Here is a 20,850-nt window from a genome sequence, read left to right on the forward strand (position 1 = left end):
TTCTTCAGTACCTGCACCGCCCCCATCGTGTACCGCGAGGCCGCAAACGTCATCTCTACCCCTAGGTAACCGGCACCCGTTCGAATCTCGTACCCTTGGATGGTTCTCAAATACGCAAACAGGGCAGATAGGTGTGGTGTACGTCACGATCTGCCCGAATCGCGCGACTGGAGTTGCGTCGACACGGCCAGGATCGTCACCGTTTCGGCGGTCCGAACCGCCGGGTACTTGCGCGATCCGTCCCGCCCGTGTGGACTACGGCCAATGCTTCGCGCACGCGCGTGGCTGAGCTATTCCCCAAAACATGATCAGGAGGCAACCCGTGAGCGCGACCGCGGACCACGCGGAGGAGCGGACCAGCCCTGCCGTCAGGCTGGGTTTCCAGCCCGAGCAGGTGGTCCAGGAGATCGGCTACGACGACGACGTCGACCAGGAGCTCCGCGAGTCCATTGAGGAAGTCATCGGCAGCGATCTGGTGGACGAGGACTACGACGACGTCGCCGACGCCGTGGTCCTTTGGTTCCGCGACGATGACGGAGACCTGACGGATGCGCTGGTGGACGCCACCACGTACATCGAAGAAGGTGGGTCGATCCTCCTCCTGACGCCGAAGACCGGCCGTACGGGATACGTGGAGCCGAGCGACATCTCCGAAGCCGCGACGACTGCGGGTCTGTCGGCCAGCAAGAGCGTCAGCGTCGGCAAGGACTGGAGCGGCAGTCGGCTGGTGACGCCCAAGGCCGCGAAGTCCAAGAAGTGACGTCCCAGAGGTGACGTCCGAGAAGTGATGTGACGCCGAAGGGCCGGGTTCTTGTGCCCGGCCCTTCAGCGCCCCTTCGGCGATCGCTGCGTAGGGTGTTCTCACCCAGACAGCCCCCAGAAGGGACAATCAGGCGATGGCGATCCAGGTCGGCGACAAGGCCCCCGACTTCGAGCTCAAGGACAACCACGGCGCCGCCGTGCGGCTCTCCGACTTCCGGGGCAGCAAGAACGTCGTCCTGCTCTTCTACCCGTTCGCCTTCACCGGCGTGTGCACCGGCGAGCTGTGCGAGGTCCGCGACAACCTGCCGCAGTTCGCCGACCGCGACACCCAGGTGCTCGCGGTCTCCAACGACTCCATCCACACCCTGCGCGTCTTCGCCGAGCAGGAGGGCCTGGAGTACCCGCTGCTCAGCGACTTCTGGCCGCACGGCGAGGTCAGCCGCGCCTACGGCGTCTTCGCCGAGGACAAGGGCTGCGCGGTGCGCGGCACCTTCGTCATCGACAAGGAGGGCGTCGTGCGCTGGACGGTCGTCAACGCGCTGCCGGACGCCCGCGACCTCGCCGAGTACGTGAAGGCGATCGACACCCTGTGATTCTTCGGCTCCAAGGCCTGCATACAGCGGGAACCCGTCACTAGGATCGACTCGTTGATCCGATATCCAACGCACGACGGGGCTCCCCGCCCCAGGACACCAATGGAGGACTCGTGGGAGTCAGCCTCAGCAAGGGCGGCAACGTATCGCTGACGAAGGAGGCCCCCGGCCTGACCGCGGTCATCGTCGGTCTGGGGTGGGACGTCCGCACCACGACCGGCACGGACTTCGACCTGGACGCCAGCGCACTGCTGGTGAACAGCGCCGGCAAGGTCGCCAGTGACGCCAACTTCGTCTTCTTCAACAACCTCAAGAGCCCCGACGGCTCGGTGGAGCACACCGGTGACAACACCACCGGTGAGGGCGAGGGCGACGACGAGGCGATCAAGGTCAGCCTCGCCACGGTCCCGGCCGACGTCGACAAGATCGTCTTCCCGGTGTCGATCTACGACGCCGAGAACCGGCAGCAGTCCTTCGGGCAGGTCCGCAACGCGTTCATCCGCGTCGTGAACCAGGCCGGCGGCGCCGAGATCGCGCGCTACGACCTCAGCGAGGACGCGTCGACGGAGACCGCGATGGTCTTCGGCGAGCTCTACCGGCACGGCGCGGAGTGGAAGTTCCGCGCCATCGGCCAGGGCTACGCGTCGGGCCTGCGCGGCATCGCGCAGGACTTCGGCGTCAACGTCTGAGTCGCCCGAAGAATCCGAAGCACCTGAAGTTCGTCCGGCGTCGCACCGTTTACGGTCGGCGCCGGACGTGCAGGACAACCGAAGAAGCAGTACCTAGGGGAGGACCAGCAATCATGGGCGTCACGCTCGCCAAGGGAGGAAATGTCTCCCTGTCCAAGGCCGCGCCGAACCTCACTCAGGTGATGGTCGGACTCGGCTGGGACGCGCGCTCCACCACCGGAGCCCCCTTCGACCTGGACGCCAGCGCACTGCTGTGCACCAGCGGCCGCGTGATGGGGGACGCGTGGTTCGTCTTCTACAACCAGCTCAAGAGTCCGGACGGCTCGGTGGAGCACACCGGCGACAACCTCACCGGTGAGGGCGAGGGGGACGACGAGTCGCTGTTGGTGGACCTCTCCAAGGTGCCGCCGCAGTGCGACAAGATCGTCTTCCCGGTCTCCATCCACATGGCCGACGAGCGCGGCCAGACCTTCGGGCAGGTCTCCAACGCGTTCATCCGCGTCGTGAACCAGGCCGACGGCCAGGAGCTCGCCCGCTACGACCTCAGCGAGGACGCGAGCACGGAGACCGCGATGATCTTCGGCGAGCTCTACCGCTACCAGACCGAGTGGAAGTTCCGGGCGGTCGGACAGGGGTACGCGTCCGGACTGCGGGGCATCGCACTCGATTTCGGGGTGAACGTGTCCTGAGCGGCGGCCCGTTCAGGGGTTCGAGGAGGCGGCCTCCGGATCTGGTTCGAAGCCGGTGACCTGCGGCTCTTTGACCAGAACCAACCCAGGTGTTTCGCCCGTTGAGTTCGCATCTAGACTTCGTGGTCAAGGATGAGTAAAGCCGAGTACGGCGCGGGGGAGACCCGTACATACACGATTGGGTAGCCAGTGCTTCTGAAAACCTTCGGCTGGTCGTTCGCGGTCACCGCGCTCGGCCTGGTCGCAGCGGTCTTCTACGGGGGGTGGGAAGGCTTCGGCATCGTGGCGATCCTCTCCATCCTCGAGATCTCGCTGTCGTTCGACAACGCGGTGGTCAACGCCGGAATCCTGAAGAAGATGAATGCCTTCTGGCAGAAGATCTTCCTCACCGTCGGTGTCCTCATCGCCGTCTTCGGCATGCGGCTGGTCTTCCCCGTCGTCATCGTGGCCGTCACCGCCAAGATGGGGCCGATCGAGGCCGTCGACCTCGCGCTCAACAACAAGGACCAGTACCAGGAACTCGTCACCGACGCCCACCCGGCGATCGCCGCCTTCGGTGGCATGTTCCTGTTGATGATCTTCCTGGACTTCATCTTCGAGGAACGCGACATCCAGTGGCTGCGCTGGATCGAGCGGCCGCTGGCCAAGCTCGGCAAGGTCGACATGCTGTCGGTCTGCATCGCTCTGGTCGTCCTGCTGATCACCTCGTTCACCTTCGCCGCCAACGCCCACCAGCACGGCGGCGGTCACGCCGACAAGGCGGAGACGGTGCTGATCGCCGGCATCGCCGGTCTGATCACGTACATGATCGTCGGCGGTCTCTCCGGCTACTTCGAGGACAAACTCGAGGAAGACGAGGAACGCGAGCACGAGGAGGAGGAAGAGGCCGCGCGCACCGGCAAGCAGCCCTCGGCCGTCGCCCTCGCCGGCAAGGCCGCGTTCTTCATGTTCCTCTACCTCGAGGTCCTCGACGCTTCCTTCTCCTTCGACGGTGTGATCGGCGCGTTCGCCATCACCAACGACATCGTGCTCATGGCCCTGGGCCTCGGCATCGGCGCGATGTACGTCCGTTCGCTGACCGTGTACCTGGTCCGCCAGGGCACCCTCGACGACTACGTCTACCTGGAGCACGGCGCCCACTACGCGATCGGCGCCCTGGCCGTGCTCCTCATGATCACCATCCAGTACCAGATCCACGAGGTCATCACCGGTCTCGTCGGCGTCGCCCTGATCGGCTGGTCCTTCTGGTCCTCCGTGCGCCGCAACAAGGCGCTGGCGGCGGCAGAGGGAAAAGCGGAGGGCTCGGACGACAAGACTGAGGTCTCGTCCGGGGTGTGATCACCTTCTGAGTGAGGAACGCTCTTGTGCGGGGCGGCCGGTGAGGAAACTGTCCTCCACGGCCGCCCCGCCGGTCTTGTCGGCGGACGTTCGTGGATGTGGATGTGGGGGGCGGGAAATGGGCTTCTTCGACGGGCTCCTGGGCAGCCGGGCGGCCGACTTCGACTCGGGCAACGCGGCGACCAACGCGATCGAGTTGACCAAACGGCACCATCAGGTCTCCCTGACCAAACAGGGCGCCGCGACCGGCAACCTGCGGGTCAACCTGACCTGGCGGATGCGGACGTCCGACATCGGCGGTCCGCAGCGGGAGAGCCTGCTGCGGCACCCCTTCAAGGCGCTGCGGCCTCCGGAGGTCATCGGACACAGCCAGAGCATGGTGAACGTCGACCTCGACCTCGGGTGCCTGTACGAGCTGGCCGACGGCACCAAGGGCGTCGTGCAGCCGCTGGGCGGGCTCCTCGGGGACGTGAACGGGCCGCCGTACGTGAAGCTGAGCGGGGACGACCGGTTCGGGTCGGCCTCCGGCGAGACGATGTACGTCAACCTCGACCATCGGGAAGAGATCAAGCGGCTGCTCGTCTTCGTCTACATCTACGACGCGACGCCGGCGTTCGACCGGACCCACGCGATCGTCACGCTGTACCCGAGCAACGGACCACGGATCGAGATAGGCCTCGACGAGCGGCATCCGCAGGCCCGGTCCTGTGCGGTGGTGATGATCGAGAACGTCAAGGGCGAGCTGATGGTGCGGCGCGAGGTGCGGTTCGTCTACGGGTTCCAGGCGGAGCTGGACCGGCTGTACGGATGGGGGCTCACCTGGGGCCGGGGCTACAAGGCCAAGGCGGGGAAATGACCTCGCCCACCGGGACCTCGCCCACCGGGGCCTCGCCCACCGGGGCCTCGCCCACCGGGGCCTCGCCCACCGGGGCCTCGCCTACCGGCCGATGAACTGCGGCCCCTGCGGCGGCAGGCGGAAGGAGCCGTCCGGGTAGCCGTAGCCGTAGGTGGGGAGGTTGGCCGGGTAGCCGTAGGCCGCCGGCTGTTGCTGGGGGACGGCCGAGGTCGGCTGCTCGGGGGGCAGCGGCTGGGAGAGGCTCGGGGTCTTGGGCGTCTCCGGGGCGGCCGCCTCCTCCGACTCGTCCACCGAGATGCCGAAGTCGGTGGCCAGCCCCTTGAGGCCGTTGGAGTAGCCCTCGCCCAGCGCACGGAACTTCCAGCCCTCGCCGCGCCGGTACAGCTCGCCGCAGATCAGGGCCGTCTCCTCGCCCGTCTCGGGGCGGATGTCGAAGGTGGCCAGCGGCTCGCCCTCGGTCGTCGCGTCGTACAGCAGGATGGTGAGGGAACGTACGCGGTCGAACGTGACGCCGTCCGCCGAAGCGACGAGCAGAATCTGTCCGACGCCGGGCTCGACACCGGTGAGATCTGTCTGGATGGTGTCGGTGAGGCCCTCGGCGACCCGCTTCTTGCCGAGCCGCCACACCTTCCCGGAAGGGTGCCGGGGCTGGTTGTAGAAGACGAAGTCCTCGTCGGAGCGCACACGACCGTCGAGGCCGAGGAGCAGCGCCGAGGCGTCGACGTCCGGGACCCCCTGCCCAGGGGTCCAGCGCAGCACGGCGCGCACCGTGGTGGCTTTCAGCGGGACGTTGGACCCCTTCAGCATCGCGTGCGTCATGCGGTCATCCTGCCTTCTCGGTCCTGCTCACGACAACGCGGGGTGCAGGGCAACTCTCACGGGTGAGTTACCTGAAATTCATGCCTGGTGGGAACCTCTGACATGGATCCCTACGTACTATTACCGGCCACCTCTTGCCGAATCCACCGACTTACCTTGCATCACGGGGGAGATTTATGCGTCATTTCGGGCACCTCGCCCCTGAGGTGCGCCAGCGCCTCTTCTACCGGGAGCCGTGCGTCTTCGACACGGACTCTCCGGCCAGGCTGCTCTCCGCGGCCCTGGGCGCCACTCTGTACAGCCCGGCCACACGGCCCCGGCTGGCGGACGACGTCGTCAAGCAGACCGGGCGCGGCGTGGTGTCGATGGTGCTGTGCCTGGAGGATTCCATCGGCGACGAGGACGTGGCGGCCGGCGAGGAGAACCTCGTCCGGCAGTTCGCCGACCTGGCGGCCCGCACCGACGTCGAGAGGCCGCTGCTCTTCATCCGGGTGCGGACGCCCGAGCAGATCCCCGACCTGGTGCAGCGGCTCGGCGACACCGCACAGCTGCTGAGCGGGTTCGTGTTCCCGAAGTTCACCGAGGCACGCGGCATCCCCTTCCTGGAGGCCCTGGCGGGCGCCGAGGTGGCGAGCGGACGCCGGCTGTTCGGCATGCCCGTGCTGGAGACGCCCGAGCTGATGTACCGCGAGTCCCGCGTGGACGCCCTGGAGGGCATAGCCCGCGCGGTCGACAAGTACCGCAGCCGGGTCCTCGCGCTGCGCCTCGGCGTGACCGACTTCTGCTCCTCGTACGGGCTGCGCAGAGCGCCCGACATGACCGCCTACGACGTCCAGATCGTCGCCTCCGTGATCGCCGACGTGGTGAACATGCTGGGGCGGGCCGACGGCACCGGGTTCACGGTGACCGGGCCGGTATGGGAGTACTTCCGGGTCCCCGAGCGCATGTTCAAGCCGATGCTGCGGCACAGCCCCTTCCTGGAGGGACAGGCCGTGGAGCTGCGCGAGAGACTGATAGAGCACGCGATGGACGGGCTGCTGCGCGAGATCTCCCTCGACCACGCCAACGGCCTGCTCGGCAAGACCTGCATCCACCCCTCGCACGTGCCGGCCGTGCACGCGCTGTCCGTCGTCAGTCACGAGGAGTACAGCGACGCGGCGGACATCCTGCGGCCGGAACGCGGCGGCGGGGGTGTGCTGCGGTCGCAGTACACGAACAAGATGAACGAGGTGAAGCCGCACCGCGCCTGGGCCGAGCGCACCATGCTCCGCGCGGAGGTCTTCGGCGTCGCGCACGAGGACGTCAGCTTCGTCGACCTGCTCGCCGCCGCCATACCCGGCTGATCACCACCTCACCACCTAGGGACGCATGAACAACGCAGTGAACAACGGGGCCGACGGCATCTGGTCGGGGACCTGGGTCGCCGAGCGGCTCGGTGTCGAACTCCTGGGTGACGACGGCGACGACGGCGGCGCCGGCGCCGACCGGCTTCGGGACCTGCTGGGGCTGGCCCTGCGCCGCAACCCCAAGCGGGCGCATCTGCTGGTCTCCAACGTGCTGGGCAAGCACGTCCCGCAGTCCCCGTCGGTGGTGCACGGCCACGGGTTCGCCCTCGGCCGCCGGGTGCGCGAGCTGCTCGGGGCCGAAGAGGCGGCCCGGGCGGTCGTCCTGGGCTATGCGGAGACCGCGACCGGCCTCGGCCACTGCGTCGCCGACGGCCTCGGCACCGCGCCCTATCTGCACTCCACGCGCCGCCCGGTCCCCGGCATCGCCCCGGCGGGCGGCTTCGAGGAGTCCCACTCCCACGCCACCTCCCACCTCCTCCTCCCGGAGGACCCGGCCCTGCTGATCGGCGACGGCCCGCTGGTCCTGGTCGACGACGAGTTCTCGACCGGGAACACGGTGCTGAACACGATCCGGGCCCTGCACGAGCGGTATCCGCGCCGGCGGTATGTCGTGGTGGCGCTGGTCGACATGCGCTCGGCCGCGGACGCGGGGCGCCTGGACGTGTTCGCCCGCGAGATCGCTGCCCGCGTGGACCTGGTCACCACCGCCTCCGGCAGGGTGCGCCTGCCGGCGGGCGTGCTGGAGAAGGGCCAGGAGCTGGTCGCGCGGTACGAGTCGTCTGCGGGTGCGTCGGGGCTGGTCGCGCAGTTCCCCGCGCCCCTTCAGGGCGCTGACTCCGAAGCCGACTCAGGGGTCAACCCCCCAGGGGCGCGGGGAACTGCGCGACCGGCCCCCACCGGCCCGCAGCCGGACGACGACCGCAACCTCACCCGCGTCGACCTGGACTGGCCCCGCGGGTTGCCGGACGGCGGTCGGCACGGCTTCACACCCCACCACCGAATACGGCTGGACGCGGCCCTCCCCGCCATGGCCGCCCGCCTCGCCGAAGCCCTCCCGGAGGGCTCGCGCCGCGTGCACATCCTCGGTTTCGAGGAGCTGATGTACGCCCCCCTCAGACTCGCCCGCGAGCTGGAACAGGTCACGGACGTCGAGATCCGCTACTCGACCACCACCCGCTCACCCGTCCTCGCGGTCGACGACCCCGGCTACGCGATACGCAGCCGAATCGTTTTCCCCGCCCACGACGACCCGGCCGACGGCCCCGGCGAGCGCTATGCCTATAACGTCGCAGGCGGTGGCTTCGACGCCGTCGTCGCCGTGGTCGACTCGGTGGCCGACACCGCCGCGCTGCACGCCCCCGACGGCCTCCTGGCCCAGCTCGCCGCGCACACCCCGCACGTGATCCTCGCGGTCGTGCCCAGTTACGTCCCCGAGCCGCTGTACGTACCCGAAAGGCCCGCCATGCTGCCCGAGCCCCTTCGCGGCCCCGCCTTCTCCTCGTATCCGCCCGAAGAGGTCGGCTGGCTGCTCCAGGACCTCTCGGACGTGACGCTGGAGGCGCCGACCGAGGAGCGGGAGGAGGCCATCCAGAGCGGCGGCGCGCACTACGCCGAGTCGCTGCCCGTGGAGTACCAGCCCAGCGAGCAGTACCAGGAACTGTTCCACGCGGCCCTGGAGACCTCCGCGGCCCGGATCGCGCAGGCGACCGGCGTCGTCACGGAGGCCGTGCTCGCCGAGCGGTCGCCGCGGCCCGTCCTCGTCTCGCTGGCCCGCGCCGGCACCCCGGTGGGCGTGCTGATGCGGCGCTGGGCGCAGTTCCGGCACGGGCTCGACCTGGCGCACTACGCCGTGTCGATCGTGCGCGGCCGGGGCATCGACGCCAACGCGCTGCGCTGGCTGGCGGCCCATCACGACCCGCGGGACGTCGTCTTCGTCGACGGCTGGACCGGCAAGGGCGCCATCACCCGCGAGCTGGCCGCGGCGATCGAGGAGTTCGAGGCGGGCGGCGGCGCGGCCGGCTTCGACGCGGAGATCGCGGTGCTGGCCGACCCGGGCTCGTGCGTGCGGACGTACGGCACCCGGGAGGACTTCCTCATCCCGTCCGCCTGCCTCAACTCGACCGTCTCCGGGCTGATCTCGCGGACCGTGCTGCGCGCCGACCTGGTCGGGCCGAACGACTTCCACGGCGCGAAGTTCTACCGCGAACTCGCCGGCGCGGACGTCTCGGTGGCCTTCCTGGACGCCGTGGCCGCCCGCTTCCCGGAGGTCTCGGACGCCGTCGACGGCGCGGTGAAGGAGCTGCTCGCCAGTGACCGCACCCCGAGCTGGGAGGGCTGGCGCGCGGTCGAGCGGATCAGCGAGGAGTACGGCATCCACGATGTGAACCTGGTCAAGCCGGGCGTCGGCGAGACCACCCGGGTGCTGCTGCGCCGGGTGCCGTGGAAGATCCTGGCGCGGGCCGGCGCGGGCGCCGACCTGGACCATGTGCGGCTGCTCGCCGGACAGCGCGGGGTGCCCGTCGAGGAGGTCGACGATCTGCCGTACACCTGCGTGGGGCTGATCCACCCGCAGTACACCCGGGGCGCGACCGGCGCCGACGGCAAGGCGGTGGCGGTCTGATGCCGGTTCTGGTGGCGAGCGATCTCGACCGTACGCTCATCTACTCGGCGGCCGCGCTGGCGCTGACCATGCCCGACGCCCGCGCGCCGCGACTGCTGTGCGTGGAGGTGCACGAGGCGAAGCCCCTGTCGTTCATGACGGAGACCTCGGCGCAGCTGCTGACCGACCTGGGCGACGCGGCGGTCTTCGTGCCGACGACGACCCGGACGCGCAAGCAGTACCAGCGCATCAACCTCCCCGGCCCGGCGCCGAAGTACGCGATCTGTGCCAACGGCGGCCATCTGCTGGTCGACGGGGTCACCGACGAGGACTGGCACGGGAGCGTCCTCGCGCGGCTGGCCGACGAGTGCGCGCCGCTCGGCGAGGTGCAGGAGCACCTGACGAGGACGGCGGATCCGCTGTGGCTGCGCAAGCAGCGGATCGCCGAGGACCTGTTCGTGTATCTCGTCGTCGAGCGCGAACTGTTGCCCGAGGAGTGGGTGAAGGAGCTCGCGGCCTGGGCGGAGAACCGCGGCTGGACGGTGTCCCTCCAGGGCCGCAAGATCTACTTCGTGCCGAAGCCGCTGACCAAGAGCTCGGCCGTGCGCGAGGTGGCCCGCCGCACCGGCGCCGAACTGACGCTGGCGGCGGGCGACTCGCTGCTCGACGCCGATCTGCTGCTGGCCGCGGACCGCGGCTGGCGTCCGGGGCACGGGGAGCTCGCCGACACGGCCTGGACGGCCCCGGAGATCACCGCCCTGCCCGAGCGGGGCGTGCTGGCCGGCGAGCGCATCCTGCGGGAGTTCCTGAAGGGCGTCCGGGGGCAATAGCCCTCAGGAGCTCAGGAGCAGCAGCCTCCGCCGCAGCAACCGCCTCCGCCGCCCCCGCCGCCCGAATTGGCCGCGGGGGCGGACTTCGTTCCTCCCACGGCAACCGTTGACAGAAGTTTGACGGTGTCTGCATGGCCCGCCGGGCAGTCGGCGGGGTCCGCGGACCGGGCCATCGGGCGGCTCAGTTCGAAGGTGTCGCCGCAGGTCCGGCAGCGGTACTCGTAGCGTGGCATGGGGTCAGAGTAAGCCCCTATGGTCGGACATGGTGTCAGCAGTTTCACCTCTGTTCACTTCTGTCGTTTTCTTATGTGGAGAATTCGCGAAGGGCGCTGGTAATTTGAGAGCGCCGCGTTGAACCCCGAGGTCGGGAGGGTTCAAACTTTGCGGCCGCGTCAACGGCAACCATGTCAGGCCCTCGTAAGTCTGTACGTCTGCCCGCGAGCAATACGAAGTGCGGAGGGAGACGCGTCGTGACCCAGGCGGGGCAGGGGGAGGAGCCCCAGGAGCCGGATGCCACCATGCAGTTGAAGGTCCCTGCCTCTTTCCAGGCGGACGAGACCATGCAGCTGCGAATGTCCGACATTCCTAAATTGTCGGACATATCCGAGGGCGACGACGGAAAGAAAGCGCGTTCTTCGAAAAACCGTCGTAAAGCTCCCGCTCCTCCCGTATTTGCCCGAATATCCGCGGCTCTGGGGCCTCGGCTCGCGCCGCTCATGGCCGTCCTCGCCCCGTACGTGGCTCGTGTCAAGCCCTACGTCCGCAGGATGCGCCCGCAGTACCCGCGCCCGGGCCGGGTCGGCTGGCGGCGCTGGATACCCTCCTGGCGGCAGTGCCTCGGCGGCTTCTTCGCCTCCCTGGGCCTGAGCAGCATGCTGCTGGTCGTCGCCTACGCGGCCACCGACGTCCCCGACAACCTCAACTCGTACGCCACCCAGCAGGACAACGTGTACTTCTGGGCCGACGGGACGCCGATGGCCCGCACCGGCTGGGTGCAGCGGCAGGCGATGCCGCTGAAGGACATCCCCGAGGACGTCCGCTGGGCGGTGCTCGCCGCCGAGAACGCGAGCTTCTACAGCGACCCCGGCATCTCCTTCAAGGGCATCAGCCGCGCCGTGTTCCGCACGATCGGCCAGGGCGACACCCAGGGCGGCTCGACGATCACCCAGCAGTACGTCAAGAACGTCTACCTGAACCAGAACCAGACGATCAGCCGCAAGTTCACCGAGGCGATGATCGCCCTCAAGCTCGACAATCAGATGAGCAAGGACGACATCCTCGAGGGCTACCTCAACACCAGCTGGTTCGGCCGCGGCACCTACGGCATCCAGCGCGCCGCCCAGGCCTACTACGGCAAGGACGTCGGCAAGCTCAACGCCAGCGAGGCCGCGTTCCTCGCCTCCCTCCTCAAGGGCGCAGGCCTCTACGACCCCACCCTGAGCTCCGCCAACCGCGCCCGGGCCGTCGAACGCTGGACGTGGACCCTGGACCGGATGGTCGAGATCGGGAAACTGACCAAGGCCGAGCGCGCGAAGTACAAGACGTTCCCCGAGCCGCTCAAGTCCAACCCGCTGTACGACACCGGTGAGCAGAGCGACTACCTGGTGGAACTCGCCACCCAGTACGCCAAGAAGGCCGGGAACATCTCCGACAAGGACTTCGACCTCGGCGGCTACCAGATCTACACGACCTTCGACAAGAAGCGCGAGACGCAGCTCACCGACGCCGTCGCCAAGGCCCGCAAGCAGGCCCAGAAGGACGACCCGAAGATCGCCGCGGCCGCGCACTACGGCGCCTCCTCGGTGGCCGCCGACGGGCGGATCCTCGCCGTCTACGGCGGCCCCGACCACCGTACGCAGGGCTACAACGAGTCCAACGCCACGACCGTCTCGGCCGGTTCGGCGTTCCAGCCGTTCGTCTACGCGGCCGGCCTGGAGCACGGCATCCACAAGAGCCGCGACGGGGACACCACCGACGTCGACGGCGACTCGCTCTACGACGGCGACAACGAGTCGTTGCTGACCACCCCGGAGGGCTTCTACTGGGACCGCAACGGCAAGCGGTTCGCCACCGAGAACGACGGAGAGAGGTCCTACGGTCAGATCTCCCTGCACCGGGCGCTGGAGCTGTCGGTGAACGCGCCGTTCACCCAGCTCGGCATGGACACCGGCCTGGACCTGGTGCGCTCCACCGCCGAGAAGTCCGGGCTGCTGCCCTCCAGCTTCGGGGCGCAGGTGCCCGCGCTGTCCACGGGCAGCGCCACGCCCAGTGCGATCCGTATGGCCAGCGGCTACTCCACCTTCGCCGCGGGCGGCAAGCACACCGAGCCGTACTCGGTGCGCATGATCACCCGGAACGGCACCAAGGTCGCCCTCGACGCCCCGGCCTCGACCCGCGCGTTCGGCGCCGACGTGGCCGAGGAGGTCAACTCCGCGCTCGCCGACTCCTTCAGCACCGCCCACCCGGACGACGTGCCCGCCTCGCAGTCGCAGGCCGTCCGGTCCGGCTCGCTCGGCCAGGTGACCGGGAAGAAGGGCACCACCCAGAACGACACCGCCGCCTGGTACGTCGGCTCGGCCAAGGCCGTGTCCACGGCGGTCGTCGTCTACCGCATCGACCTCGCCAAGAGCCTCGAACCGCTCCCACTGAAGGGCATCGCCGGCACGACCGAAGACAGCGTTCCCTACGGCATCTGGTCAGGTGCCATGAGCCCGCTCGGCTGACCACCGAGCAGGGCACCCCTGTCCCCGATTTCCGGAGAATGATCCGCACATGAAGTCACCGTCGGGCCGTCGCCGAAAGGCCCCGGCACCGCGCCGCCCCGCCACCACGCATCCGGGGTTCATGACGCTTGCGGCGCTCCTCGTCGTCGCGTCCCTGGTGGGCGGCTACCTGGTGCTCAACCGCACGACCAACACCGCGCCGACTGCTTCCTCGGGGGAGAGCAAGAAGAGCGCGACGAAGGCCACCGAGGAGCCGGTGTGGGACGGCAAGACCCACGTCCTGGGGGACGGCTCCACCTCGTACACCGGGCCGCAGACGGGCCAGTTGAAGCCGGTCCCGCTCAAGCCCGGTGAGAAACCGCCGCAGTTCGTCGTCTTCTCCTGGGACGGCGCGCTCATGGGCGACGACGGCCTCTTCGAGCACTACCGGAAGATGGGCGAGCAGTACAACGCCAACATGACCTTCTTCCTCACCGGCATCTACCTGCTGCCCAAGAGCAAGAAGAACCTGTACTCCCCGCCGCAGCACTCCAAGGGCTCGGCCGCGATCAGTTACCCCACCGACGAACACATCCGCACCACGCTCGAGCAGCTCGGCGAGGCGTGGAAGGAGGGCAACGAGATCGGCACCCACTTCAACGGCCACTTCTGCGGCGCCAAGGGCGGCAAGGACTGGAGCGTCGAGGAGTGGAAGAGCGAGATCGACCAGTTCTACGAGTTCGCGGAGAACTGGAAGACCAACACCGGCTACAAGGACATCGCCCCGCTGCCCTTCGACTTCAAGAAGGAGGTCACCGGCGGCCGGGCGCCCTGCCTGGAGGGCCAGGAGAACCTGCTGAAGGCCGCGAAGAGCTACGGCTGGCGCTACGACGCGTCCAACCCCGGGGGCTTCCAGATCTGGCCGACGAAGAAGAACGGCCTGTGGGACTTCCCGCTCCAGGCGCTCCCGTTCGGCGACGTCCAGTCCCTGTCCATGGACTTCAACTTCCTGGCCAACCAGTCCGACGGCCAGCCCGACGGCGACCCCGCCAAGTACGCACAGTGGGAGCAGGAGACCCTCGACGCCTACATGGCCGGCTTCAACCGCGTGTACTACGGAAGCCGGGCCCCGCTGTTCATCGGCAACCACTTCGAGGAGTGGAACGGCGGCATCTACATGAAGGCCGTCGACGAGGTCATCGAGAACGTGTGCACCAAGAAGGACGTCAAGTGCGTGTCCTTCAAGGAGTTGGCCGACTGGATGGACGTCCAGACGCCCGAGACGCTGGAGAGTCTGCGCACGCTGGACCCGGCGCAGAACCCCGACTGGTCGACGGTCGTGCAGTGACGCCCGAAGCGGTCCGCGACGTAACCAAACCTCAACCGCAACCCTCTTCACAACTCATGCACACGTCATGCAAAGATGCCCTTCCCGGCATCCCTCCGCCGGGGCAAGAGGGGAAACATCAGTGAAGTCAAGGAAATTGAGCGGGACGCGCCGTCGCGTCTCGATACTCGGGGCAGCCGCGACCTCGGTCGTCGCCGGAGTCGCTCTCCTGCCCAACTGGTCCGCAGGCGCCGCGGTCACCGACGACCCCACGGTGGACGCGGGCACCAAGGCCACCTTCCAGCGGTTGGCGGACGCGGTCTTCACCGACCGTACGGACGCACTCGTCACGGGCAAGCAGGGCGACCGCGAGAAGCCGCTGACCAACGGCTTCTCCGGCGACGTCAAGCTGTCCTCCACCACCGCCCGCACCGAGGACTCGACCCTGTCCTCGCTGGGGCAGCGCAAGGACAAGCTGGCCAAGGCCGGCGAGAAGTACAGCAAGGCCGCCACCACCGTCACCCTGAACGCCACGCGCGTGACGGGCCGTACGGCCAAGGCCGCGGTCACCGAGACCACGACCCTGACCTACGCGCAGACGACCGGCAACGCGCCGAAGACGACCGGCTTCCAGGCCCAGCACGAGCTGACCTTCAAGGCCGACCGGCAGGGCAACTGGCAGCTGACGGACATCCGCGACACCGACCAGGGCGGTCTCGCGGTGAACACGCTGTCCAAGCCGGCCACCGTCAAGGTGACCACGGCGGACGACACCATGCCGAACGCCCCGCGCGCGGCGACCACCCGCAACCCGGCCGCCGTCCCGAAGACCGGCACCGCCTTCGACTACAAGGCGATGGCGACGTACGCCGAGAAGTACTGGAACGTCTACAACAAGGACTACCCGGACTTCAACGGCCACGGCGCGGGCGGCGACTGCACCAACTTCGTCAGCCAGTCCCTGAAGGCCGGCGGCTGGAAGCACGTCCCCGGCTATGTGTACGACTACACCAAGTGGTTCGGCAACGCCGACATCCAGTCCGACTCGTTCGTCGGCGTCAACGAGTGGTCCTGGTTCGCCCAGAACTCCAAGCGGACGACCAGCCTCGCGAACGTCTACCAGCTGGAGGTCGGCGACGTCCTCCAGGTGGACTTCGATCGGGACGGGTCCAAGGACCACACGATGATCGTCACCTCCAAGAGCGGTGGCGTGCCGTACGTGACGTACCACTCCAACAACACGCTCCGCAGGTCGGTGGCGAGCCTCGTCGCCTCGTACCCGAACGCGTACTACTACGCGTACCGCACCTGATCCGGTACGCGCAGCCCGTCTGATCCGGCCGGCCCGTCACTCCGTCACTGATCGGGGTGGCGGGCTCGCCAGTAGGGGTTGTCGTGCGGCAGGGCGGACCCCACCCTGCCGTACATCCCGAAGACCATCAGCAGGATCCCGATCACGAAACTGAGCATGCAGTTCTGGATCTTGAAGGCCAGGAAGTTGTAGTCCGTCTCCAGCAGCGCCATGTTCAGGAAGCCGCTGGCGATGAACAGGACGCCGAGGCTCAAGTTAAGCGTGGACGCGAAGTTCCCGCCGATCACCATGCCCACGAAGAGCAGCAGCCCGACGCCGATCGACAGCCAGCTGAGCGCGCCGTTGGTGTTGAGGCTCCACACCTCGTCCCCGCCGGTGTCGAAGAAGCCGATCTTGTCGATGACGCCGAAGATCCCGAAGACCAGCAGCCCGAGGCCCATCAGCCCGGCGCCGATCCGGTAGACCAGATTCAGCCGGTGGTCGACCGGCAGATGCTCGTTGAACGTGATCCGCCGCTTGGGACGGCTGTGCAGTGCGTGTGCGGCCATCTCCGCCTCCCTGGGAGTGGACGTGCCGACGGAGGCCTTGCGTACCCAATATCCGCCCGTCGCCCCCCGGGGGCAATGTCGGACGCCGTCAGTGCCCGGTGCCGCGCTCCTCGCGGATCAGGGACACCACGTGCGCGACCGCCTGCCGGACCGCCTCCGTCTCGGTCAGGAAGTGCCAGTAGTCGGGGTGCCGGCCCTCCAGCGTGGTGATCGCCCGCTCCAGCCGGGCCACCGAGTCGTCCAGCGGACGCGCATGCCGAGGATCGGGCGTGTTGCGCCCCGCCATGGCCAGCCGCTGGGCGTCCCGGATCGCGAACCGGGTCCGGTCGATCTCCGCCTGCGGATCCTTCTGCACGGCGTTCAGCCTGGCCAGCCGGTCACCGGCGGCCGAGACCGCCTCGTCCGTGTTGTTCAGCAGGGCCCGCACCGTGGACAGCAGCGCGGTCGCGTCCGGCCAGCGCTGCGCGTCCCGCGCCGCCTGCGCCTCCTTCAGCTTCGCCTCCGCCTGCCGGACGCTCTCCCCGGCCTGGTCGGGGACATGCTGGAGGTCCTGCCAGCAGGCCGCCGCGAACCGCCGCCGCAGCTCGCTCAGGATCGGCTCCACCTGCCCGGAGCGCGTCTCCAGCGCCTGCGCGCGGGTGCGCAGCGACACCAGCCGGTGGTCGATCTCGGCGGCCCGCTCCGGCAGCCGCTCGGCCTCGAAGCGCACCGCCTCGGCCTCCCGCGCGACCCGCTCCGCCCGCTCCAGGGTCCCCGGCACCCCGTGCTGCCCCGCGCCCTGGTTGAGCTTCGTCAGCTCGGGCGCGAGCGCCGCCAGCCGCGCGGCGAGATCGTCGGCCCGAAGCCCGCTCTCCCGTACGGCGTCCAGCGCGTTGGACGCGGCCAGCAGCGCCTGCCGGGCCCGCTCCACGGCGGGTGCGAGACGGGCCAGCTGGGTCTCGGCCTTGCCGAGCAGCGGGCCGAGACCGTCCGCGAAGCGGTCCAGTTCCTGCTTGACGCGCCCCAGTTCGTCCTTGGCGCGGGTCAGCTCGGTGCGCGCCTGGGCGGCCGCCGAGGCCTCCAGGTCGTCCCGGTCGAGATCGTGGGCGTCGACGGCGTCGATGTACTGGTGGCTGGCCTCGTCGATCCGTCTGCCGACGGCCTCGAAGTCGGCGACGGCCCGCCGGGCGGCCGGCGTGTCGTCCACCGCCTGGATCGTCTCGATGGAGATCCGCAGGTCGCGCTGGGCGGTGTCCAGCTCGTAGAAGGCGGCCGCCGCCGCGTCCTTCGCCGCCTGGGCCTCGGCCCGCTGGCCCTCCGCCCGGCCGCCGAACCAGCGCCGGGTGCCGCCGCCGGCGAACGCGACGGGCAGCGCGAGGGCGACCACGAGGGGAAGGGCGACGAGCGTCAGTGTGTCGGTGAGCGCACGAAGGGCACGAGGTCGCGCGTGCGGGGCCAACGGCGAATACGGCTGCGCTGGTGTCGCCGTCACATCCCTCTCCCGTGCTGTCATCCACCCTGCCCGGTGTCATTCTCCCACCGGTTAAGGACGAACACACGGGTCGGTTAGTTCGCGTTCCTGAGGGTGACTTTGCCGTCGGCCGTGCGTGCGCTCACGACGTGCGCGCTGGACTCGTCCCGCGGCACGGAGACGTCCACCGAGCCGTCGTCGCTCTTCGCGGTCACCCGGTAGGTCGCCTCGGGCAGCGTGATCGTCACGGACCCGTCGTCGCTGACCGACTCCACCCGGTCCGGCACGGCACTCAGGGTGAGCCGCACCGAGCCGTCCTTCGTGCGCGTGGTCACCGTGCGCGAGGAGACCTCGGCGCGGACGGAACCGTCGTCGCTGCGCAGCTCCAGCGGCCCGCTGGAGTCGGTCACATGCACGGAGCCGTCCTCGGTGCGCACGCTCAGCGCGTCCCGGAAGCCCCGCGCCCGGACGCTGCCGTCGTCGCTCCCGACCTGCACGGCGACACCCCGGGGCACCTCGATCCGGTGCTTGGCGGAGCAGTCGGCGACCACCCCGGAACACCGCACCCGCAGCGTCAGCCGGTCGTCCTTCATCGACCAGGTCACCTTCGGCTCCTTGCCGACGGCGACCGACCCCTGGAACCACCGGGTGACGTCGACCGTGCCCGCCTCGGTGTCGTCCGACGCGACGATCTCCAGCGCCGAGTCGTCGGAGTCGACGGTGAGCGTGCCGCCCTGCAGGGCGAAGGACCGCCGATCGGGATGCTCGTCGTCGTCGGCGGACGCGGTGCAGGCGGTCGCGACCACGGCGAGGACCACGACGGCTCCGCCGACGAGGACGGCACGGGCGGAACGGGCGGAACGGGTGGTACGGGTCGTACGGGTCGCATGGGTGGTACGGGCCATGGTCGGTCTCCCCCTGAGGCGCGCGGAGCGCGTGAGCCGCCGGTTCGGCGATGCTTACGACGGTAGGCAGCCGGGGCCCTCGACTCGATCCGGCACGCTCCCGGATCGGGGGTGGGGATAACCCCCGAGACGTCGATACGGGTTTGCGGGACCCGGCCCCGGGCAATGTAGGCTGTCGACTCGTCCTGGGTGCGTAGCTCAGGGGTAGAGCGCCTGCCTTACAAGCAGGATGTCGGCGGTTCGAAACCGTCCGCGCCCACACAGGTCAGGGCCCCCTCGCAAGATCAGCGAGGGGGCCCTGTAGATCGTTTAGGGGATATTCGGGAGATCAACTCCCGAGAGCCCTCACGCAACGCTCCGCAACGTCACCCGGCGTCCCCGGCGCCAGCGCGCCGTCAGGCAGTCCAGGCGGTGCTGCCGCATCTCCGGCGTGACGTGCTCGTAGGTCCCCTCGATGTCCTTCGGCACCCACCCCATCGACGCGAACCTGAGCGCCCTGTCGACCCTGTCGTCCTTCATCCACGTATCCGCTGTGTGCCGCGCCCCGCGCATCGTGAACCGCGGCAGGATCGGCTCCCAGCCCTCGCGGCCGGCGTACCCGCGCTTACGGGGGATTGCCTTCCGCCCGTCGGCCACCGGCCGCAGCTCGCGCCCGAAGTTGCCACGGAGCCAGAACGTCCCGGACGGCGTCGTGAATGGGTGCTCGTACGGCCAGGCCTCGATGTGCTGATCGAGCAGCCGTGCCAGGAACTCCGGCACGTCGACCTCGCGCGCCGAGTACTTGTTCTTCGGCGGCCCCAGGTACACCTCGAGCCGGTTCTTCGGAGGCTTCCTTCGGTTCGCCTTCCACCCCTTCGCGCGGCACATCTCCAGCCGGGCATCCTCCGCGGCGTGCCAGGCCGCCATGCCCTCCTCGTCCAGCTCGATCGGATCCTCGTGCAGTGCGCCGACCTTCGGGTCGACCCGGATGACGTGCCGCACGAACGGCTTCCCGTCGATCTTGTCGATCCTCTTCAGCAGGAAGTTGTCCTTGTGGAGGCCGGCCAACTCACCCCACCGCAGCCCGAGGTAGCAGTCCGTGAGAACCATGAGCCCCTGGACGCCGCCGAGGCGCTGGTACAGGCGCTGTGCCTCGTCTGGCTGCGCCCACACTTCCTCTTCGCTCTCGTCGACGTGGTCTGTGCCCGCGAGGATCCTCCGGCCGAACAGCTTGTTGGTGTGGATGTAGCCAGCGTCCTCGGCGCCGGACAGGATGCTGCTCAGCAAGCTGCGCGCCTGGGCCACAGTGTCCGGGTCATGAGGGCCCAGCGGCTTCGACACCCTCGTCGCCCACGCCTGGACCGCGAAGACGTTGTTCACGTCCTTCAGCGGTGTGTACTCCCACTCAGGCAGGAGCAGCCGGTCCAGGAGATACGTCAATGCGATCAACCTGGACCTACGCAAGCGGGTCGCGGCCGTCGAGTCGTCGCTGGCCACGTTCACGACGGCGCTGACCCATGCGGCCGGCACCTTAGTGCGGGCCCGCGTTCAGGTGCGGGGGACCACGCTGCGCGCCAAGGCGTGGGCGGTGGGCGGCCGCGAGCCCGACTGGCAGATCACGGTGACGGACACCTCGCTCGGCGGGGGCAGCTTCGTGGGCTGTCGGTCGATCGCGCACGCCAGCAACACCAACGTCTCACCGGTGGTGCGCTACGACGCCTTCGAGGTCATCACCCCGCAGCGCTTCACCGTCACACGTTCGGTGAACGGCGTCACCAAACCGCAGACAGCCGGTGAGGCCCTGCGCCTCGCACAGCCGATGCCCATCGCCCTGTAGGAGGCCGCATGCCGCAGTACCCGATCATCTTGGCCGGGGAGACGGTCACCGCCGAACTCCTCATGTCGATGCTGCCGCTCCACGCGGCGAAGTCCGTCCCGACACCGAGGCCGTCGACCACGACAGTGACCGCGGACCCGGAGCTGCAGCTCCAGGTCGAGGCGAACGCGGAGTATCTGTTCGAGTTCTACTTTCGGATCTCCGGCGACCCGGCCGCCGACATGGACATCAAGTTCACAGTGCCGAGCGGGTCGACCGGGTCGTAGTCG

The 20,850-nt window shown here is 68.9% G+C and carries 20 protein-coding genes and 1 tRNA gene; 15 read left to right on the forward strand and 6 right to left on the reverse strand.

Features of this window, described 5'->3' with window-relative positions; translation table 11 throughout:
* Positions 1–322 precede the first annotated feature (322 nt).
* The 6 genes from ACWD4O_RS13935 to ACWD4O_RS13960 all read left to right on the forward strand — a co-directional run bounded on the left by ACWD4O_RS13935 (position 323) and on the right by ACWD4O_RS13960 (position 4,927).
* Complete coding sequence (locus ACWD4O_RS13935) at positions 323–760, forward strand: DUF3052 domain-containing protein (RefSeq protein ID WP_057583034.1); 438 nt, start codon at positions 323–325, stop codon at positions 758–760.
* Between the two features lie 136 nt (positions 761–896).
* Positions 897–1,355 (forward strand): peroxiredoxin, encoded by a 459-nt coding sequence (locus ACWD4O_RS13940; protein ID WP_451279902.1) that lies wholly within the window; start codon positions 897–899, stop codon positions 1,353–1,355.
* A 113-nt stretch (positions 1,356–1,468) separates the two neighbouring features.
* Positions 1,469–2,044 carry a TerD family protein gene (locus tag ACWD4O_RS13945; protein ID WP_451279903.1) on the forward strand — a complete coding sequence of 192 codons (576 nt, stop codon included), beginning with the start codon at positions 1,469–1,471 and terminating at the stop codon, positions 2,042–2,044.
* 113 nt (positions 2,045–2,157) lie between these two features.
* Positions 2,158–2,733, forward strand: a complete 576-nt coding sequence (locus tag ACWD4O_RS13950) for a TerD family protein (RefSeq protein WP_451279904.1) — start codon at positions 2,158–2,160, stop codon at positions 2,731–2,733.
* A 189-nt stretch (positions 2,734–2,922) separates the two neighbouring features.
* On the forward strand, positions 2,923–4,071 hold the full coding sequence (locus ACWD4O_RS13955) for a DUF475 domain-containing protein (RefSeq protein WP_451279905.1): 1,149 nt from the start codon (positions 2,923–2,925) through the stop codon (positions 4,069–4,071).
* A gap of 118 nt (positions 4,072–4,189) precedes the next feature.
* Positions 4,190–4,927, forward strand: a complete 738-nt coding sequence (locus ACWD4O_RS13960; RefSeq protein WP_351909137.1) for a TerD family protein — start codon at positions 4,190–4,192, stop codon at positions 4,925–4,927.
* A gap of 81 nt (positions 4,928–5,008) precedes the next feature.
* Here the strand turns inward: ACWD4O_RS13960 and ACWD4O_RS13965 are convergent, their stop codons facing one another.
* Positions 5,009–5,746, reverse strand: coding sequence for a TerD family protein (locus tag ACWD4O_RS13965; RefSeq protein WP_451279906.1), 738 nt, complete (start codon positions 5,744–5,746; stop codon positions 5,009–5,011).
* Positions 5,747–5,922: 176 nt separating this feature from the next.
* On the opposite strand from ACWD4O_RS13965, the gene ACWD4O_RS13970 reads away from it, so the two are divergent.
* Genes ACWD4O_RS13970 through ACWD4O_RS13980 form a run of 3 tightly spaced genes read left to right on the forward strand, consistent with a single transcriptional unit; the run spans position 5,923 to position 10,521 of the window.
* Complete coding sequence (locus tag ACWD4O_RS13970; protein WP_450947230.1) at positions 5,923–7,089, forward strand: HpcH/HpaI aldolase/citrate lyase family protein; 1,167 nt, start codon at positions 5,923–5,925, stop codon at positions 7,087–7,089.
* A 25-nt stretch (positions 7,090–7,114) separates the two neighbouring features.
* Positions 7,115–9,712 carry a phosphoribosyltransferase gene (locus ACWD4O_RS13975; protein WP_451279907.1) on the forward strand — a complete coding sequence of 866 codons (2,598 nt, stop codon included), beginning with the start codon at positions 7,115–7,117 and terminating at the stop codon, positions 9,710–9,712.
* Positions 9,712–10,521 carry an HAD family hydrolase gene (locus ACWD4O_RS13980; RefSeq protein ID WP_451279908.1) on the forward strand — a complete coding sequence of 270 codons (810 nt, stop codon included), beginning with the start codon at positions 9,712–9,714 and terminating at the stop codon, positions 10,519–10,521. The genes ACWD4O_RS13975 and ACWD4O_RS13980 overlap by 1 nt, the downstream gene beginning before the upstream one ends.
* An 11-nt stretch (positions 10,522–10,532) precedes the next feature.
* Here ACWD4O_RS13980 and ACWD4O_RS13985 read toward each other — a convergent pair whose 3' ends face one another.
* Positions 10,533–10,754 (reverse strand): FmdB family zinc ribbon protein, encoded by a 222-nt coding sequence (locus ACWD4O_RS13985; protein WP_451279909.1) that lies wholly within the window; start codon positions 10,752–10,754, stop codon positions 10,533–10,535.
* Between the two features lie 285 nt (positions 10,755–11,039).
* Here ACWD4O_RS13985 and ACWD4O_RS13990 point away from each other — a divergent pair, with 285 nt between their 5' ends.
* From ACWD4O_RS13990 to ACWD4O_RS14000, 3 genes are all read left to right on the forward strand, one after another.
* A complete protein-coding gene (locus ACWD4O_RS13990; RefSeq protein ID WP_451279985.1) occupies positions 11,040–13,244 on the forward strand; it encodes a transglycosylase domain-containing protein in 2,205 nt (734 codons plus the stop codon).
* A gap of 49 nt (positions 13,245–13,293) precedes the next feature.
* The gene (locus tag ACWD4O_RS13995) at positions 13,294–14,571 is read left to right on the forward strand and encodes a hypothetical protein (protein WP_451279910.1); all 1,278 of its coding nucleotides are present in this window, start codon (positions 13,294–13,296) and stop codon (positions 14,569–14,571) included.
* Positions 14,572–14,692: 121 nt separating this feature from the next.
* Positions 14,693–15,862: an amidase domain-containing protein gene (locus tag ACWD4O_RS14000; protein WP_451279911.1), complete on the forward strand. Its 1,170-nt coding sequence runs from the start codon at positions 14,693–14,695 to the stop codon at positions 15,860–15,862.
* Between the two features lie 44 nt (positions 15,863–15,906).
* Here ACWD4O_RS14000 and ACWD4O_RS14005 read toward each other — a convergent pair whose 3' ends face one another.
* The 3 genes from ACWD4O_RS14005 to ACWD4O_RS14015 all read right to left on the reverse strand — a co-directional run bounded on the left by ACWD4O_RS14005 (position 15,907) and on the right by ACWD4O_RS14015 (position 18,765).
* Positions 15,907–16,410 (reverse strand): DUF4383 domain-containing protein, encoded by a 504-nt coding sequence (locus ACWD4O_RS14005; protein WP_451279912.1) that lies wholly within the window; start codon positions 16,408–16,410, stop codon positions 15,907–15,909.
* Between the two features lie 88 nt (positions 16,411–16,498).
* Complete coding sequence (locus ACWD4O_RS14010) at positions 16,499–17,881, reverse strand: hypothetical protein (protein WP_451279913.1); 1,383 nt, start codon at positions 17,879–17,881, stop codon at positions 16,499–16,501.
* Between the two features lie 74 nt (positions 17,882–17,955).
* Entirely contained in the window at positions 17,956–18,765 is an 810-nt protein-coding gene (locus ACWD4O_RS14015; protein WP_451279914.1) for a DUF4097 family beta strand repeat-containing protein, read from the reverse strand.
* Positions 18,766–18,952: 187 nt separating this feature from the next.
* Here ACWD4O_RS14015 and ACWD4O_RS14020 point away from each other — a divergent pair.
* Positions 18,953–19,024: transfer RNA gene (locus ACWD4O_RS14020), tRNA-Val, on the forward strand.
* An 86-nt stretch (positions 19,025–19,110) separates the two neighbouring features.
* Here ACWD4O_RS14020 and ACWD4O_RS14025 read toward each other — a convergent pair.
* Complete coding sequence (locus tag ACWD4O_RS14025) at positions 19,111–20,184, reverse strand: hypothetical protein (RefSeq protein WP_451279915.1); 1,074 nt, start codon at positions 20,182–20,184, stop codon at positions 19,111–19,113.
* Between ACWD4O_RS14025 and ACWD4O_RS14030 the strand changes: the two genes are divergently transcribed.
* Complete coding sequence (locus ACWD4O_RS14030; RefSeq protein ID WP_451279916.1) at positions 20,138–20,581, forward strand: hypothetical protein; 444 nt, start codon at positions 20,138–20,140, stop codon at positions 20,579–20,581. The two genes, ACWD4O_RS14025 and ACWD4O_RS14030, sit on opposite strands and share 47 nt — an antisense overlap.
* Positions 20,582–20,589: 8 nt before the next feature.
* Positions 20,590–20,847: a hypothetical protein gene (locus tag ACWD4O_RS14035; protein WP_451279917.1), complete on the forward strand. Its 258-nt coding sequence runs from the start codon at positions 20,590–20,592 to the stop codon at positions 20,845–20,847.
* Positions 20,848–20,850 lie beyond the last annotated feature (3 nt).

Source organism: Streptomyces sp. NPDC002623 (assembly GCF_053592635.1).